This window comes from Flavobacterium sp. Sr18, from assembly GCF_011064265.1.
Classification (GTDB): domain Bacteria; phylum Bacteroidota; class Bacteroidia; order Flavobacteriales; family Flavobacteriaceae; genus Flavobacterium; species Flavobacterium petrolei.
This window is the reverse complement of sequence record NZ_CP049329.1, coordinates 2,822,576-2,839,455: the sequence shown is the minus strand read 5'-3', so window position 1 is coordinate 2,839,455 and position 16,880 is coordinate 2,822,576. Positions and strand designations below refer to the sequence as shown.

Annotated in this window: 13 protein-coding genes; 8 read left to right on the top strand and 5 right to left on the bottom strand. The window is 33.1% G+C overall.

Annotated features, from left to right (window positions below):
• Nucleotide 1: 1 nt before the first annotated feature.
• Nucleotides 2–1,780 (bottom strand): arginine--tRNA ligase, encoded by a 1,779-nt coding sequence (gene argS / locus G7A72_RS12575; protein WP_165153761.1) that lies wholly within the window; start codon nt 1,778–1,780, stop codon nt 2–4.
• 292 nt (nt 1,781–2,072) lie between these two features.
• Between argS and G7A72_RS12570 the strand changes: the two genes are divergently transcribed.
• Nucleotides 2,073–4,484 (top strand): TonB-dependent receptor domain-containing protein, encoded by a 2,412-nt coding sequence (locus tag G7A72_RS12570; protein ID WP_165152714.1) that lies wholly within the window; start codon nt 2,073–2,075, stop codon nt 4,482–4,484.
• 121 nt (nt 4,485–4,605) lie between these two features.
• On the opposite strand, the gene G7A72_RS12565 is transcribed toward G7A72_RS12570, so the two are convergent.
• On the bottom strand, nt 4,606–5,613 hold the full coding sequence (locus G7A72_RS12565) for a 3-oxoacyl-ACP synthase III family protein (RefSeq protein ID WP_165152713.1): 1,008 nt from the start codon (nt 5,611–5,613) through the stop codon (nt 4,606–4,608).
• Between the two features lie 294 nt (nt 5,614–5,907).
• Here G7A72_RS12565 and G7A72_RS12560 point away from each other — a divergent pair, with 294 nt between their 5' ends.
• Nucleotides 5,908–8,319: a prolyl oligopeptidase family serine peptidase gene (locus G7A72_RS12560; protein WP_165152712.1), complete on the top strand. Its 2,412-nt coding sequence runs from the start codon at nt 5,908–5,910 to the stop codon at nt 8,317–8,319.
• A gap of 59 nt (nt 8,320–8,378) precedes the next feature.
• Here G7A72_RS12560 and G7A72_RS12555 read toward each other — a convergent pair whose 3' ends face one another.
• From G7A72_RS12555 to G7A72_RS12545, 3 genes are all read right to left on the bottom strand, one after another.
• Entirely contained in the window at nt 8,379–9,326 is a 948-nt protein-coding gene (locus G7A72_RS12555; RefSeq protein ID WP_165153760.1) for an ABC transporter ATP-binding protein, read from the bottom strand.
• Nucleotides 9,327–9,430: 104 nt separating this feature from the next.
• Nucleotides 9,431–10,126, bottom strand: coding sequence for an OmpA family protein (locus G7A72_RS12550; RefSeq protein ID WP_113666437.1), 696 nt, complete (start codon nt 10,124–10,126; stop codon nt 9,431–9,433).
• 18 nt (nt 10,127–10,144) lie between these two features.
• On the bottom strand, nt 10,145–10,621 hold the full coding sequence (locus G7A72_RS12545) for a lipocalin family protein (protein ID WP_113666438.1): 477 nt from the start codon (nt 10,619–10,621) through the stop codon (nt 10,145–10,147).
• 180 nt (nt 10,622–10,801) lie between these two features.
• Between G7A72_RS12545 and htpG the strand changes: the two genes are divergently transcribed.
• The 6 genes from htpG (at nt 10,802) to G7A72_RS12515 (ending at nt 16,860) form a co-directional block, all read left to right on the top strand.
• Nucleotides 10,802–12,703, top strand: coding sequence for a molecular chaperone HtpG (htpG, locus tag G7A72_RS12540; protein ID WP_165152711.1), 1,902 nt, complete (start codon nt 10,802–10,804; stop codon nt 12,701–12,703).
• A gap of 387 nt (nt 12,704–13,090) precedes the next feature.
• Nucleotides 13,091–13,585, top strand: a complete 495-nt coding sequence (locus G7A72_RS12535) for a hypothetical protein (RefSeq protein ID WP_165152710.1) — start codon at nt 13,091–13,093, stop codon at nt 13,583–13,585.
• Nucleotides 13,586–13,799: 214 nt separating this feature from the next.
• Nucleotides 13,800–14,147: a hypothetical protein gene (locus tag G7A72_RS12530; protein ID WP_165152709.1), complete on the top strand. Its 348-nt coding sequence runs from the start codon at nt 13,800–13,802 to the stop codon at nt 14,145–14,147.
• Nucleotides 14,144–15,067 carry an MvdC/MvdD family ATP grasp protein gene (locus G7A72_RS12525; RefSeq protein WP_165152708.1) on the top strand — a complete coding sequence of 308 codons (924 nt, stop codon included), beginning with the start codon at nt 14,144–14,146 and terminating at the stop codon, nt 15,065–15,067. Before G7A72_RS12530 ends, G7A72_RS12525 begins: the two co-directional genes overlap by 4 nt.
• Nucleotides 15,064–15,810, top strand: coding sequence for a hypothetical protein (locus G7A72_RS12520; protein ID WP_165152707.1), 747 nt, complete (start codon nt 15,064–15,066; stop codon nt 15,808–15,810). The genes G7A72_RS12525 and G7A72_RS12520 overlap by 4 nt, the downstream gene beginning before the upstream one ends.
• 153 nt (nt 15,811–15,963) lie before the next feature.
• Nucleotides 15,964–16,860 carry a DUF4365 domain-containing protein gene (locus G7A72_RS12515; protein WP_165152706.1) on the top strand — a complete coding sequence of 299 codons (897 nt, stop codon included), beginning with the start codon at nt 15,964–15,966 and terminating at the stop codon, nt 16,858–16,860.
• Nucleotides 16,861–16,880 lie beyond the last annotated feature (20 nt).

Sequence of the window (16,880 nt, the reverse complement as noted above, 5' to 3'; positions counted from 1 at the left end):
TTTACATTCTTTCAGGAACACTAATTCCCAACAATTTAAATGACGCTGCAATTGTATCCGCCACTTTTTTAGACAATTGAACACGGAAGATTTTCTTTTCTAAATCTTCTTCACCCAGAATAGGAACTGCCTGATAAAACGAATTGTATTCACGAACTAAATCATACGTGAAATTTGCCAACAAAGCAGGACTGTGATGCTGCGCCGCATTTTGAATCACCTCAGGAAACAACTCTAATTGTTTTACCAGTTCTTTTTCTTTTTCGTGCAGCGTTGTCATTTTTGATTTATTCGAAAAGTCAAAATTTGCTTTACGAATAATCGATTGAATTCTGGCGTACGTATATTGAATAAACGGCCCTGTATTTCCTGCAAAATCTACCGATTCTTCCGGATTAAAGAGAATTCGCTTTTTAGGATCTACTTTCAAAATATAATATTTCAAAGCGCCTAAACCAATCGTGCTGTATAATTTTGCTTTTTCATCAGCAGAATAGGAGTCTAATTTCCCTAAATCTTCAGCTATTTTCTGTGCGGTATCGGTCATTTCCTGCATTAAATCATCAGCATCAACGACAGTTCCTTCTCGACTTTTCATTTTACCGGAAGGTAAATCCACCATTCCATAAGACAAATGGAATAAATTTTTAGACCATTCAAAACCTAATTTTTTCAAGATAAGAAACAACACTTTAAAGTGATAATCCTGCTCATTTCCTACAGTATAAACCATTCCGCCTACATCTGGATAATCTTTCACACGCTGAATCGCCGTTCCAATATCTTGCGTCATGTAAACCGCAGTACCGTCTGAACGCAATACAATTTTACGATCTAAACCTTCTTCCGTCAAATCTATCCAAACCGAACCGTCAGGATCTTTTTCGAAAACACCTCTGTCCAAACCAATCTGAACAACATCTTTCCCTAATAAATAGGTATTACTTTCGTAATAAAAACAATCAAAATCAACACCCAGATTTTTATAGGTTTTAGCAAAACCATCGTAAACCCATTGATTCATGGTTTTCCACAGCGTAATAACGGCTTCATCTCCAGCTTCCCATTTCAGCAACATTTCCTGTGCTTGCAGAATGATTGGCGCTTGTTTTTTAGCTTCTTCTTCTGTTTTGCCCGCGCTCATTAATTGCGCTATTTCTTCTTTGTACGCTTTATCAAAAGCAACGTAGTAATTTCCAACTAATTTATCTCCTTTTAAACCTGTGGATTCCGGCGTTTGTCCGTTCCCGAATTGTTGCCAAGCCAACATCGATTTACAAATATGAATTCCTCTATCATTAATGATTTGAGTTTTATACACTTTCTTACCCGAAGCTTTGATGATTTCGGCTACTGAATATCCTAAAAGATTATTACGTACGTGACCTAAATGCAAGGGTTTATTAGTATTTGGCGAAGAATATTCCACCATTACCGCTTTATCTTCTGGATTTGGAGTAACGAAACCAAATTTAACATCATCTTTTATATCTCCGAAGAAATCCAAATAATATTCATCTGAAATAACAATATTCAAAAATCCAGAAACCACATTAAACCGATTTACCTCAGCTACATTTTCAACTAAATAGTTCCCTATTTTATTTCCTAATTCTACTGGATTACTTTTCACCACTTTCAACAAGGGGAAAATAACCATTGTAATATCGCCTTCAAATTCCTTGCGTGTAGTTTGAAATTCAACTTTATCAATTGTAACGTCGAATAAAGCTTTTACAGCTTTTTCAATAGAGGGCGTAAGAATCTGTTGTAATGTCATTTCGTGTATTGGTTTTAAGGGGGCAAAGATAGTCATATTGCAGTAATTTGAAAATTGGAAAACAAGATAATTTGCACCTAAAAATGAAGCTTTTAACCTAGTGTAAGGTATAAATCAATATTTTTTTGAAAAAATGATGTAACAAAATCCTTGTTTAGAAGTCTATTAAGTAAATTTTACAATTTCGTATTTGTTAAAAAATGTTAAATATTATTAAAAAAGGTATTATGCTTAACATAGTATTATATAAAATAATACATTTGCTTCATCAATCAATTAAATCAAATCAATCATGAAACTTAAATTAATCTTAATCTGTTTTATCGGAACGTTGTTTTCGATGCAGGCACAAACTTCCGTCAAACCGACGATTCTGGAAAACACAGGAATTATTTCTGGAAAGATCACTGACAAAAAAACCAATGAACCTTTACCGTACGTGAATATTGTAGTAAAAGAAAACAACAAAGTTATTACTGGTGAAATCACATCTGATAAAGGAACTTTTCAAATAAAAAATTTAGCCTTAAAAGATTACATCGTTGAAATCCAGTTTATGGGATATAAGACCATTACTAAAGCGATTTCTCTCACAAACGAACAGAAAAACGCAAATCTGAACACGATTGCTATCGAAGAAGATGCCATTGAATTAAAGGGCGTAAATATAATTGCTGAACGCTCCACAATTGAACAAAAAATTGACAGAAAAGTAATCAATGTAGGGAAAGATCTGACCACCGCAGGCGCAACAGCATCCGAAATCATGAATAATATTCCTTCTGTAAATATAGATCAAGATGGGAAATTATCATTACGCGGTAACGAAAACGTACGTGTTCTGGTAGATGGACGTCCAAGTAATATTGATGCGTCTCAGTTGTTGAAACAAATCCCATCAACTTCCATTAAAAAAATTGAATTAATCACCAATCCAAGTGCCAAATACAATCCGGAAGGAATGTCTGGCATCATCAACATTGTTTTACATAAAAATGCCAATGACGGATTTAATGCCAGTATCAATACGGGTCTAACTTTTGCACAAACACCAAAGATTAGCAATTCCCTTAACATGAACTATAGAACCGGTAAAGTGAACTTTTTCTCCACTTATGGGAATAATTTTGGCAAAAGATTCAATGAAGGGCGAATTTCAAGACTTGACGACAACTCCAATCAAATGTTCGATATTGTAAATGACAACAAATCTCATTTGTTCAAAATTGGAATGGATTATTACATCAATGACAAAAACACTATTTCTGCCTACACGAATCAAAACATATTTGTTGGAGATGGTATAGTGGATGTGAACATTCTAAATCCTAATCCCTCACAAAATGTACTGCTAAATTCTAAATACTTTTCAGATAATACGGACGGTACTTACAATGTAGCTTTCAAACATCTAACAAAAAAAGAGGGTGAAACACTGGATTTAGAAATAAATCACAGCATCTATTCTGAAAATCAAGATGCTAGTTTTCTAACTACTTTCAACAATCCCAATATTCCAAGCAGTTCTTATACCGATAATTTGGGTGATAAAAGACAAAATTCAACCGTCAATTTGGACTATGTGAATCCGTTGAATGACAAGACTAATCTAGAGTTGGGTGCTGAAAGCAGAATTGTACGAACAGAAAACAATTACAGGACTAACAACAGTTCTTTATCAAATTCTGATTACAGCTATGATTTAGATATCTATTCTGCTTACGCTACATTTGGACAAAAATTTAAAAAAATAGGATATCAATTAGGCGCCCGTTTTGAAAGTTACAAGGTAAACGCAATGTTAAACGGTGCTATCGCTTACAAAGATGATTATTTCACGGTCTATCCTTCAGCTTCGATGACTTATTCTCCTACGGATAAAAATCAGTTCCAAATCAGTTTAAGCCGACGTGTAGACAGACCTAGTTTAGACCAAACCAAACCTATCAGAGAATTCAGCACACCTAGAATAACCTCCATTGGAAATCCTGAATTAGACCCACAATTCACCACATCTATTGAATTAAATTATACTAAAACAATTGCTAAAGGATCATTCAGTACTGGTCTTTTTGTAAGAAGTATTTATAATGAAATCAACAGAATTCTCTATCCAGATCCTCAAAATCAGGACCAACAAATTATGAGTTTTGACAACTTTGACAATAATACAGCTTATGGTTTTGAAGCTTCTTTAAATTACAAAATCAATAGTTGGTGGGACATCCAACCTGCAATAGATTTCTCGAGTATTAACCAAAAAGGATTAGTCTCAGAATTTAACTCGACCAGTAATTCATTTGATTTGGTTTCCAAAGAAGTAACTGCATCAGCTTTCAACGCCCGTTTCAATAGTAATTTCAAAGCCACTAAGAGCCTTCGTTTCCTTTTATTTGGATTTTATCGTTCTGGAGTTGATGGTGTACAATTTAACGGTAAAGAAATGTATAAAATTGATACCGGTGGACGTTATTCATTTTTAAAAGACAAAGCCACCTTAAGTGTTCGTTTCAATGATATTTTTAATACGATGAAAGCCGGTTTTGACGGACAAAATCCATATCCGCAAGTCGGTCAATTTACTTGGGAAAGCCAATCCGTTTATCTTGGTTTCAACTACATCTTTGGCGCAGGGAAAAACAAAAACTTACAACGCAAACAAAGAGATAACAATACCAAACAAGATGGTGGAGGATTGTTTTAAACAAAAAATAAAATGCCTGAATAAAAATTAGTTTTAATAGTTAGTTACCAAAGAAAAACCCGGAGTATGCCAACTCCGGGTTTTTTGATTTTAAAATATTTTTTAAATCTAGAGAATTATTTTACCATTTAATAATTGCACTTCCCCAAGTAAAACCACTTCCAAATGCTGCCAAAACAACAGTGTCACCCGATTTTATTTTGCCTTGTTCCCATGCTTCAGTCAAAGCAATTGGAATGGAAGCTGCAGTGGTATTACCGTATTTCTGAATGTTATTATAGACCTGATCATCTGTCAGGTTGAATTTCTTTTGGATAAACTGTGAAATTCTCAAATTAGCCTGATGCGGAATCAACATATCAATATCCGAAACCTGCAAATTATTTGCTTGTAATCCTTCATTAATTACTTCACTGAAACGAACTACAGCATTTTTAAATACAAATTGTCCGTTCATGTACGGGAAATAACTTTCATCATCCGGATCATTATCTGCTAAAATATCAGTTACCCAACGACCTCCCATTCCTGGAGCTTTTACAATTAGTTCTTCGGCATGTTGCCCTTCAGAATGTAAATGTGTGGATAAAATCCCTTTAATCAAATCTTCTTCTCTGCTCAAAACAGCTGCTCCTGCTCCATCACCAAAAATTACCGAAACACCGCGTCCACGGGTCGTCATGTCCAATCCAGTAGAATGAACCTCAGATCCAATAACCAATATGTTTTTATACATTCCAGTTTTTATGTACTGATCTGCTACTGACAAAGCGTAAATAAATCCAGAACATTGATTTCTTACATCTAATGCTCCAACAGTTCTTAAACCCAAATCACGTTGCACTAAAACTCCTGGTCCAGGGAAATAAAAATCAGGACTCAAAGTGGCAAAAACCACAAAATCGATATCTTCCTTAGCAACACCAGAACGCTCAATCGCAATCTTAGCCGCTTTTACGCCCATAGAAGTCGTTGTATCTTCTCCTTTTATAATGTGTCTTCGTTCTTGAATTCCTGTTCTTTCTTGAATCCACTCGTCATTGGTATCTATAATTTTGGACAAATCGTCATTGGTCACTATGTTTTCGGGAACGTAATAACCCAATCCTGCTATTTTTGAATGATACATATACTATTGTTATTTTATTAAAATACGAGTGCAAATTTAAAACATACTTGAAAATATGAGCTCACAAATTACTACTTTTTTAGCAATTTACAAGTTTTATGCCTTTTGTAAACCTTTACAGCCATCATCAGTCATAAAATTATGACAGAACACAAATGAAAATAAAACTACAAGAAAGCAAACTGAAACCAATGCAAAAGTTAAAAAGAGTTTATTGTTTCCAAATGTAACAACATTGAATTATTTTAGACCAATCATTGACACTGCTAACGCTAATTTAAAATCATTCAAATTATGAAGTTAAAAATTCCATTTTTTCTATTTCTTGGACTAAGCTTAACCACTTATGCACAAGAGAACTTAACCTATCAAAAACCATCTCAATCCATTTTGGAATTGGCTGATTATGAAAGAGCGCCTTCGGTATCGATGGATACTAAAAAAGAATACATGCTGTTGACATATAGAAACACCTATAAATCATTGGACGATTTAAACCAAGATGAACTGCGCTTGGGCGGATTACGAATTAATCCAATTACAAATATTTCAAGTACAGTTACGTACGTGAACAACTTGAAATTACGTAAAATAAACGATAAGAATGAAGTGCAGGTTGCAGGTTTGCCTACAAATCCTCGCATCAGTACTATCGCTTGGTCACCAAATGATAAAAAAATCTCATTTTCCCACACCACAGCTTCTGGTGTTGAACTTTGGGTTATCGATGTTGCTTCGGCGAAAGCCACCAGATTAACAGAAGCCACCGTGAATGCGAATATCGGAAGTCCGTTCAGCTGGATGAACGACAACGAAACCATTTTGGTAAAAATGTTACCAAAAAATAGAGCAGCGCTTTTGGATGCCAAAAAAGATTTGCCAACCGGTCCTATAATTTCGAATGCCGATGGTGTAAAATCTCAAAACAGAACCTATCCGGACATGTTGAAAAACAAGAATGATGAAATCAATTTTGAGAACATCATGACTTCTGAATTGTACAAAGTAAACTTGAATGGAACCGCAACTTTATTCAAAAAAGCCGATATGTACGCTGGAGAAAGCTTCTCTCCTGATGGAAATTATTTGATGCTGACGACGATTCAAAAACCATTTTCATATATAGTTCCGTTAAGTCGTTTCCCTTCAAAATCTGTAGTTTATGACAAAGATGGAAACGAAGTAAAAGTGGTAAATGAAGTGCCGCTTACTGAAATAATCCCTAAAGGTTTTATGGCCGTTCGAAAAGGAAAAAGAAACATGAGCTGGAGAGCGGACAAACCGGCAACATTAGCGTATGCTGAAGCTTTAGACGGCGGAGACCCTGCAAACAAAGTAGAATTCAGAGATGAAGTTTTTCTTTGGAACGCACCATTTGATGCAGCAGCTACTTCATTGGTAAAAACACCTCAACGTTACGACCGCATGATTTGGGGGAATGACAATGTTGCTATAATTTCAGATGAATGGTACGACACACGTAATACCAAAACATATATTATCAATCCATCAAATCCAAGTCAGGCTCCAAAAGTAATTTTCGATAGAAATTCACAAGATGTATATTCTGATCCGGGAAATTTTGAAACCAGAAAAAACCAATACAACAGGTATGTTTTGGCTATCGAAAATGACAATGCGTATCTACTTGGCGATGGTTTTACTAAAAACGGTCAATTCCCATTTATCAGTGAATTTAATTTAAAAACAGCACAAGCAAAACGTTTGTACACCTCAGCTTATACAGATAAAAAAGAAGATATTTTGGAGATTGAAGATTTCAAGAAAGGAACTGTTTTAGTACAAATCCAGTCTAAAAATGAATATCCGAATTATTACCTTAGAAACATCAAACAAAAAAATAAACTGACACCAATTACCGCATTCAAAAATCCTTTTGAAAGTATCAAAAACGTGAGTAAGGAAGTGATTAAATACAAACGTAAAGATGGTGTTGAATTATCTGGAACCTTGTATTTACCTGTTGGTTATGACAAGGTTAAAAAAGAGAAAATGCCATTATTGATTTGGGCCTATCCAGCTGAATACAAAGACAAAAATTCAGCGGGACAAAGTACACAAAATCCGAATGAATTCACGTTTCCTAGTTATGGCTCGTTCGTATATTGGGTAACCAAAGGCTATGTCGTTCTTGATGACGCTGCTTTTCCTATCATTGGCGAAGGAACAACGGAACCAAATGATAATTTTATAACGCAATTAGTTGACAATGCAGAAGCAGCGATTAATGCTGTGGATGCTCTAGGATACATCAACAGAAAAAAAGTAGCCGTTGGTGGTCACTCGTATGGTGCTTTTATGACTGCTAATTTGTTGACACATTCTAACCTTTTTGCTTGCGGAATCGCCCGAAGTGGTGCGTACAACAGAACGTTGACTCCTTTTGGATTTCAAAGTGAGCAACGCAATTACTGGGAAACTCCTGAAGTGTATAATACAATGTCCCCATTCATGAATGCGGATAAAATGAAAACACCAATGCTTTTAGTACACGGTGAAGCCGATAATAACCCGGGAACATTTACTTTGCAAACTGAACGCTATTTTCAAGCTTTGAAAGGTTTAGGCGCTCCTGCAAGAATGGTGATTCTTCCAAAAGAAGCACACGGTTATGTAGCCAAAGAGAATATTTTACATTTGCTTTGGGAACAAGATCAATTCTTAGAAAAATATTTGAAGAATTAATTCCAACTTGACCTAAAAGTAAAACCCCGAAATCAATATGATTTTGGGGTTTTCTATTTTTAAGATAACATCAAGAACACTTCCTGATTGAGCTCTAATTCCGAATCGTGTTCAAAGAAAATTGCTCTTCGTTCAAAAGCTGCTTTTACTAAATAATGACTTCCTTTGAAATAGCACTGCTTCACAACTGCTTTCATCAGGGCGTTGTCTACCACTTTGAGTTGATGCGGATACAATAAAAGCGATGCGTCTTCATCATCCTCAAGGGGTATTAACTGCGATAATTTCAATTCGTTTACTTCCCCAAAAAGAGATGCAATGTATTTATTAGCCGGGTTTTCATACAAGGATTTAGAATCTCCTTTTGCCACTACTTTTCCATTTTGAATTACAATTGTTTCATCAGAAAAAGACAACGCATCAGTACTGTCATGCGTAGCAATAATACAGGTAACGCCTTTGTCTTTTAAGTAGCGAAATAAATTGCGACGCAACGAATTCTTTCGGAAAGAATCAATTTGACTGAACGGTTCGTCCAGCAAAATAATTTCGGGTTCCAAAGCCAAAACTCTTGCCAAAGCCACTCTTTGTTGCTGTCCACCACTTAGGAATTTCGCTTTCACTTTTGCGTAAGTAGTCATTTCGACCATATCCAATAACTCTTGAACGCGGGCTTTCTTTTGTTCCGGATACATATTAGACAAAAACTTGCCTACATTTTCTTCCACAGTTATGTACGGCATCAAATCGAAATCTTGCGCTAAATATTTAATGTAATCTTCTCCTGGAACCAAATTGTATTTGGGGCCCAAAATAGGATTTTCATTATAGGTTATCGCTCCGCTATCCAAGTTATATAATCCGTATATCAATTTAAGCAACGTACTTTTTCCGCAACCGCTTTCGCCAATGATAGCAGTGTTTTGACCTTTGGCAATTGTGAAACTAACATTTTCAATGACGGGTTCATCAATGTAAGTAAAGGATATGTCTTTTATCTCTAGCATCATCTGTATTTAAGATTGCAAATTTACAATGTTTAATTCAAATTTAGATACAAAAAAAGGCTGCTTCTTAACGAAACAGCCTTTGTTTTTATAGTATTTTTTGCTTAGTTTTTCACTTCAGCTTCTGCATCTTTAATCATTTTTTCATTTGCAGTAATAGCAAATTCAACACGACGGTTTTGACTTCTACCATCAACTGTTTCATTAGAGGCAATTGGATCAGCAATTCCTAAACCAGTAACTTGAAATCTACTTGAAGAAACGCCTTTGCTAGCTAAATAATTTCTAACTGAGGCTGCTCTTTCTCCTGAAAGTTTTAAGTTATAATCCGCTGGACCAGTACTATCTGTATACCCGTAAATAGTAATATCAGTATCCGGATATTCTGCAAAAACTGGAACTAATTTATCTAAATTAGCTTTTGCACCGGCAGTCAAAGAAGATTTGTTAGTATCAAAACGCACTGCATTTTCATTCAAAACTAATTTAATTCCTTCTCCTACACGAACTACTTCAGCTCCCGGAAGAACAGCATCAATTTCTCTTGCTTGTTTGTCCATTTTGTTACCTATAACTCCACCGGCAACTCCACCAACTACTCCACCTAGGACTGCTCCCATGGCGCCTTTTCCACCTTTTCCAAGGTTGTTTCCAAGAACTCCACCAAGTACTGCTCCGGCAACTGCACCAATACCAGCACCTTTTTGTGTGTTGTTTGTGTTTTTTATTGCCTCACAACTTGTGAACATAGAACCTATAACCATTATTGTTGCTATTGCAACTATCGAAATCTTTTTCATATCTGTATCTTTTACTTATTAATTAACTTTTTGAAACTGATACACAACATCAGTCATTTTTCCTGCTACATCAATTTTATCAATCAATTGAAAAGAAGATTCTGTTTGATTGGCTACGTATAAAATATAACCTTCTTTCACTTTTCTAGCTTTTTCTCCAGCATTAAGAACTTTAAGAACAAACTGCCCATCATTATTGATAAACCATGTAATTGGTGAGCTGAATGCCGTACAATTTGCTTTTGTCAAAGCCATAGTTCCTTTATTATTATTAGAAACAAATTTCCAATTACTTCCTACAAAACATTCTGAATCTGCAATTTGAAAAGAATTTACTTTTACATATTGTGAACCTGGATACGTTACTGAACTTATTACCCAATTTCCTTTCATGGCAACCTGAGATTTTCTATCCGTATTTGTACTTGTCGCTGACGTTGACTTACATGCAAACATCAAAACCGCTAATGTGCATAATAAAATAACTTTTTTCATTTTCTTAAAATTTAATGAATTAATACTTACACAAATATACGAAGCATTTAAATACAGTTGTTTCAGAATTAAATTATTTTATATCATAATTAACGCTTGCGACAATTTGTCACTTTCATTATAATTGGTATTACATTTGAAAGAATTATAACCATCAAAATAAACTAAAAAATTCATAATATGACAACAGGTAAAATTAATGTTTCGGTAGAAAACATCTTTCCCTTAATCAAGAAATTCTTATACAGCGATCACGAAATTTTCTTACGTGAATTGATTTCGAACGGAACAGATGCAACACTTAAATTAAAGCATTTAACCAGTATTGGCGAAGCCAAAGTAGAATACGGAAACCCGATTATCGAGGTAAAAATCGACAAGGAAGGTAAAAAACTACACATCATTGACCAAGGTCTGGGAATGACTTCTGATGAAGTAGAAAAATACATCAACCAAGTAGCATTTTCTGGAGCTGAGGAATTTTTGGACAAATACAAAGATTCTGCTAAAGATTCCGGAATTATTGGACATTTTGGTCTTGGTTTTTATTCGGCTTTTATGGTTGCCGAAAAAGTGGAAATTATCACTAAATCGTTCAAAGATGAACCTGCTGCTCACTGGACTTGCGATGGAAGCCCGGAATTTACTTTAGAACCAGCTGACAAAACTTCTCGTGGTACAGAAATCATTTTGCATATCGCCGAAGATTCTTTGGAATTCTTGGAAGAATACAAAATCAAAGAACTGTTGAATAAATACAATAAGTTCATGCCTATTCCAATTAAATTTGGAACAAAAACAGAAAAAATAGAGCAAAAAAAGGGTGAAGAAGTTGCTGAAGAAGATAAAGACAAAACTTTCACAGAAGTTGAAGTAGACAACATCATCAACAACCCAAATCCGGCTTGGACCAAACAACCAACGGAATTATCAGCGGAGGATTACAAGAATTTCTACCATGAGTTGTACCCAATGCAATTTGAAGAACCGTTATTCCACATTCATTTAAATGTAGATTATCCGTTCAACTTAACCGGTATTTTGTACTTCCCAAAATTAGGTTCTGACTTACAAATCCAGAAAGACAAAATCCAATTGTACCAAAATCAAGTGTACGTAACGGATAATGTAGAAGGAATTGTTCCTGAGTTTTTAATGATGCTAAAAGGTGTTGTTGATTCACCGGATATTCCATTGAACGTGTCTCGTTCTGGATTGCAAGCTGATGCTGCTGTGAAGAAAATCTCGAATTACATCACGCGTAAAGTTGCGGATAAATTAAAATCGTTATTCACTGAAAACCGTGAAGATTTTGAACAAAAATGGAACGACATCAAAATCGTTTTAGAGTACGGAATGCTATCTGAAGATAAATTCTACGAAAAAGCAGGTGCGTTTGTTTTGTACCCAACAGTTGACGGTAAATATTTTACTTTAGAAGAATTAAAAGAAAATCTTGCTGCTAATCAAACGGATAAAGACGGAAAATTAGTGGTTTTGTACGCTGGAAACAAAGAGGCGCAACACTCGTATATCGAAATTGCAAAAGATAAAGGATATGTAGTTTTATTGCTGGATTCTCCAATTATCTCGCATTTAATCCAAAAAATTGAAGGCGATAACAGCAACATGACTTTTGTACGTGTCGATTCTGATCATATTGATAATTTAATCAAGAAAGAGGAAACGACTATTTCTAAATTATCTGAAGAAGAACAAACCAACTTGAAAACAGTTCTGGAAGCTATCGTTCCTAAACAAACTTATTCGGTTCAACTGGAAGCTTTAGACAGTAATGCTTCGCCATTCATCATCACGCAACCTGAATTTATGCGTAGAATGAAAGAGATGAGTCAGTCAGGTGGTGGTGGAATGTTCGGAATGGGAAATATGCCGGAAATGTACAATTTGGTGGTAAATACTAACTCTGAATTGGCAACAAGCATCCTAAACAACAAAGACAAAGACGCTCAGGAAAGTTTGGTAAAACAAGCACTTGACTTAGCGAAGTTATCTCAAAACCTATTAAAGGGAGAAGCATTAACGGCTTTCGTAAAAAGAAGTTTTGAAATGATTAAATAAATATTAGAATTTTAGATCGTTAGATTATTAGAGTAAACCTGCAAGCGAATGTTTGCAGGTTTTTTTTGTGAGCAGAACGATTGTTTTTCAGAACATCTTCGTCCCGTAATGCGCTACAATCTTTGCTTTTGGCTTGCGCCATAGCAAAGAATTTTTACTTCTATCGGGGCTATTAAGAGCAATTTACGGTTGTAACTTCGTTTAGCAGAAGGAGTAAATAAGTACTATTTTGTAAAGAATTATTTATATATTTGAATTAAATAAGTATAGCTGTAATCATACCTATCTACCCAAAAGGGAGTGGCTTTGTATGATTCTATCATACATATATACAAGTTATACGGTATTGAACTAAAACTAAATAAGTTTCAAAATAAAAAATTAAAAATGAATCCCACGGAAACTAAAATGATTAATGCCGAAGTTGTTTTAATAAAAAGCAAGGTTAAAAACGCGAAAATTTTTATAGTTGCTTTTTTTGCATTTGTTTCTATTTGGTTTTGGTTTTGGAATAGTCAAGAATCCCCTTATTCAATTTTAAACAACTCAATCAACATTGGTTTGATATCATTTTTATTATTGCTCATTTATTCAATATCAAAAAAAATTATTACTACGAAGACTGATATTAAAAATCAAATTAAAATTATTGATGAATTAACAGTGACTAATAAATATGTAGATTATGGACAGAAGCGCGGAGTAAGATATTTTATTACACTTGATTCAAAAGTTATAAAAAAATACGAAGTCACAGAAAATGTATTTAATGATTTAAATATAAATGATTCTGTTTATATCGAATACTCAAAGTATGCCAATTGGATACTAAAAATTGAACAGAACGGTATTGATATTGAAAACAAACAGATGATATCTTAAATATATTGCTTGATAACTAGACTGCAAATCAACACCGTATAACAGCTACTACAACGGATTTGGGCAATTGGCTTAATGGAAAGTTGATTTTGTATTTGGGATGATTGGGCAAATCCGAAAATAGGGCTTAATTTAGTCCCAAACCCGCCGTAGTACCAGAACGTTATGCACAAGCTTAAAAAACCGAAGAGAACCGATAAAAAAATCAGAAATTATGAAATCATTTATACTTGGATTCGCAGAAAAGCCGAAAATTAACAATTTAGACTATTCAATAATTGAATATTCAAAAAAGCAAAATTTATCAGTTTTAAAAAATACAGAAATTCCAGCAATAACATATGTTAATATGGGAACTGAAACTTTTACCAAAACAACTAATGAACCTACAGATTCAGATAATGATTATAGATTTAGACTTAAAAGATTATTAGACACTACTTCTGAAACGTTTACTGCAACAGAACCAAGTGATAGTGACCATAATTATTCATCATTAAAATTGCTTATGGATACGCAAACAATTACAGAATCTCAAGAACCAACAGATTCCGATAAATGATTTTAATTATTACACATAAAGAAGATTTTACTGCTGATTTTGTAATTGAAAAACTTAATAAAAGAAATATTAAATACTTCAGACTGAATTGTGAAGATATTCATACTGATATATATAATTTTGAAAATGAAAATGATTTTCATTTTAATATAAATGGTATAAGTAATTTTACTTCCGTTTGGTTTAGAAGAACCAAATTACCTGAAATCATTTCTAATAATGAAGCCGAAAAACTATATTTGTTAAGTGATTATGAAACATTGTTTGATAATATATATAATCTTATCGACACTGAAAAATGGTTAAGTAATCCACAATATATTTTTAAAGCTGAAAATAAACTTCTACAATTAAAAATCGCTAAATCTATTGGCTTTATAATCCCTCAAACATTAATAACCAACTCTCACAAAAAACTTAAAAGTTTTATCGATAAGTTTCAAAATAACATAATAATAAAACCTATCAGACAAGGTAGAATAAGACAAAAAGAAGGTTTTGAAACTATCTTCACTAATAAATTGAGTTTAGATAATATTAAAACAATAAATGAATTTGATTTAACACCTTGTATTTTTCAAGAGTATGTTGATAAAGAATATGAAATTAGAGTGACAGTAATCGGCGAAAAAGTGTTCTCTGCGAAAATTAATTCTCAAATTTCAAATGAAACTAAAATTGATTGGCGTAAAGAAAAAATGCCTTTTGAAAAATATGAACTTCCAAAAGATATATCCGAAAAATGCATATTAATTACAAAGAAATTACAATTGTCATTTGGAGCGATTGACCTTATTAAAAAACTAAACGGCGAATATGTCTTTTTAGAAATTAATCCAAATGGTCAATGGGCTTGGCTAGAAACTGAATTAGATTTAAAAATATCCGATGAAATAATTAACTATTTAACTTTAAAATGATGATAAAAAAATACTTAGATTATATCGGAATTACAAGTTCAAATAATAAAACAGAAAAGGAAAAAAAAATCGAAATTTACAATCCAAGTGGAGATATTAAAATTGCGGAAAGATACTTAACGTACTTAAAAGAAATTGACAACTATCAGAAAGATAGAAGAACAACTATAGAAAACAAAAATTCTCAGTTGGTTGGACAAGCTAGTATTGTTACATCAATTTTCGCCCTATTTGTTCCTCTTTTATTTGATAATTTTAACGGAATTACAAATTCATTTAAAATACTAATTAGTGTAATTTTTTTAGTTGTATTATTTCATTATTTACTAGCAATATTTCACGCTATAAAAACACTGAAAATTAATAAATACAGATATGCTACAAGAAGTACATCTACAATTACTAAACCACAACGTGCAGTAACTGAATTAGACTTCGTGAATGAAGAAATAAATGATTTAATTTTTACCGTTAATCAGACAGCTCCTATTGATAATTTAAAAGGAGAAAATTTAATTCTTGGTTCAAGATGCTTTGAAATAGCAAATATGGGTTTTGGATTAATGACTCTTCTAATAATATTTTCAACATTTTCAATAAAAAAGGAAGTTTCAGAAATTAAAATTAGTAATCCTCAAGAAATAAAGCTTACTATACCCGACACACTGAATACTAAAATTCATTTTATAAATAAAAATAAGGCTTTAAATAATTCTAAAGATTCAATAAAAGCAAATAAATAAAAAGCCAGTGCAGAACAGCCATTTTTAGCTAGCTGGAGTTTAGTGGAATTACCGTTTCGCATCAAGTTTCCGTTAAGCCGATAACTGAGCGATTACGAACTTCCAGCCATCTCAAAGTGGCATAACGTTGGCAGTAAGCTTAAAACCAAAAATATGGAATTACCAAAAAGAACAAAACAACATATTTCAGAATCTGATTCATATAAACTTTTTCAATCAAAAATTCCTAATAATTGGATAATACGAGAAACAACAGAAAGAGATTATGGAATTGATTGTTACTTAGAACTTGTAAATGCAAATAATCAACTTACTGGAGAACTGGTTCTCATACAACTTAAATCAAGAAAATTAATTGATTGGACAACTTCCGACACTTACACAATATCCGATATAAAAATATCAACTGCCAATTACTGGAACCAATTTGCAGTTCCTGTTTTTATATTTTTAGCAGATATTCAAGCACAAGAGATTTATTTTCTTTCGGTAAAATATTGGATAAGAAGAAAATTTATAGAATATAGCAAACAAGGAAGTTTTTCTTTCCAATTTGAGAAAGACTTTGCTTTTAATCTTAAAGGAGGGTTATCAAATTTTAAACTTTATTTTTATTATGAACATAACAGAAAACAATTTGAAAATGAATTAATTTTCTTTTTATCTAACTTAAAATATTATAAAGAATTTTTATCCGAACATACTAACAGAGATTTTCATCTTGGAATTGAGAGTTCTGATTTGATATATTTTGAAGCAATGCATCGCAATTTTGAATTTCTATGCAGTTACCTGTTTATTAGTTTTACTATTCCAAGTTTAAATAATATTAAAACGAAAAGTGAAAAAACATTTGGTGCAGAATTACATTATGAATTATACGAGCACGATATAGCAGAACTAGTTGAAAGCTTCCAACATCTAACTTCAACAATAATTGCTTGTTTAAAAATATTTTTTGATGTTGAAGCAGAATATTGGATTAGAAAAAACCTAACAGTTTTAAATTACCTAAATAATATCGGAGAAGACGAAAGTTTACCTTACTAAAAAGCCTACTGCCAAAAGCC

Bases quoted from the DNA above. Each gene is read 5' to 3' on its own strand.
- G7A72_RS12565 (WP_165152713.1), bottom strand. From the start codon at position 5,613: ATGTATCATTCAAAAATAGCAGGATTGGGTTATTACGTTCCCGAAAAC.
- G7A72_RS12570 (WP_165152714.1), top strand. From the start codon at position 2,073: ATGAAACTTAAATTAATCTTAATCTGTTTTATCGGAACGTTGTTTTCG.
- G7A72_RS12535 (WP_165152710.1), top strand. From the start codon at position 13,091: ATGAATCCCACGGAAACTAAAATGATTAATGCCGAAGTTGTTTTAATA.
- G7A72_RS12550 (WP_113666437.1), bottom strand. From the start codon at position 10,126: ATGAAAAAGATTTCGATAGTTGCAATAGCAACAATAATGGTTATAGGT.
- argS (WP_165153761.1), bottom strand. From the start codon at position 1,780: ATGACATTACAACAGATTCTTACGCCCTCTATTGAAAAAGCTGTAAAA.
- G7A72_RS12560 (WP_165152712.1), top strand. From the start codon at position 5,908: ATGAAGTTAAAAATTCCATTTTTTCTATTTCTTGGACTAAGCTTAACC.
- G7A72_RS12515 (WP_165152706.1), top strand. From the start codon at position 15,964: ATGGAATTACCAAAAAGAACAAAACAACATATTTCAGAATCTGATTCA.
- G7A72_RS12530 (WP_165152709.1), top strand. From the start codon at position 13,800: ATGAAATCATTTATACTTGGATTCGCAGAAAAGCCGAAAATTAACAAT.
- G7A72_RS12520 (WP_165152707.1), top strand. From the start codon at position 15,064: ATGATGATAAAAAAATACTTAGATTATATCGGAATTACAAGTTCAAAT.
- G7A72_RS12555 (WP_165153760.1), bottom strand. From the start codon at position 9,326: ATGCTAGAGATAAAAGACATATCCTTTACTTACATTGATGAACCCGTC.
- htpG (WP_165152711.1), top strand. From the start codon at position 10,802: ATGACAACAGGTAAAATTAATGTTTCGGTAGAAAACATCTTTCCCTTA.
- G7A72_RS12525 (WP_165152708.1), top strand. From the start codon at position 14,144: ATGATTTTAATTATTACACATAAAGAAGATTTTACTGCTGATTTTGTA.
- G7A72_RS12545 (WP_113666438.1), bottom strand. From the start codon at position 10,621: ATGAAAAAAGTTATTTTATTATGCACATTAGCGGTTTTGATGTTTGCA.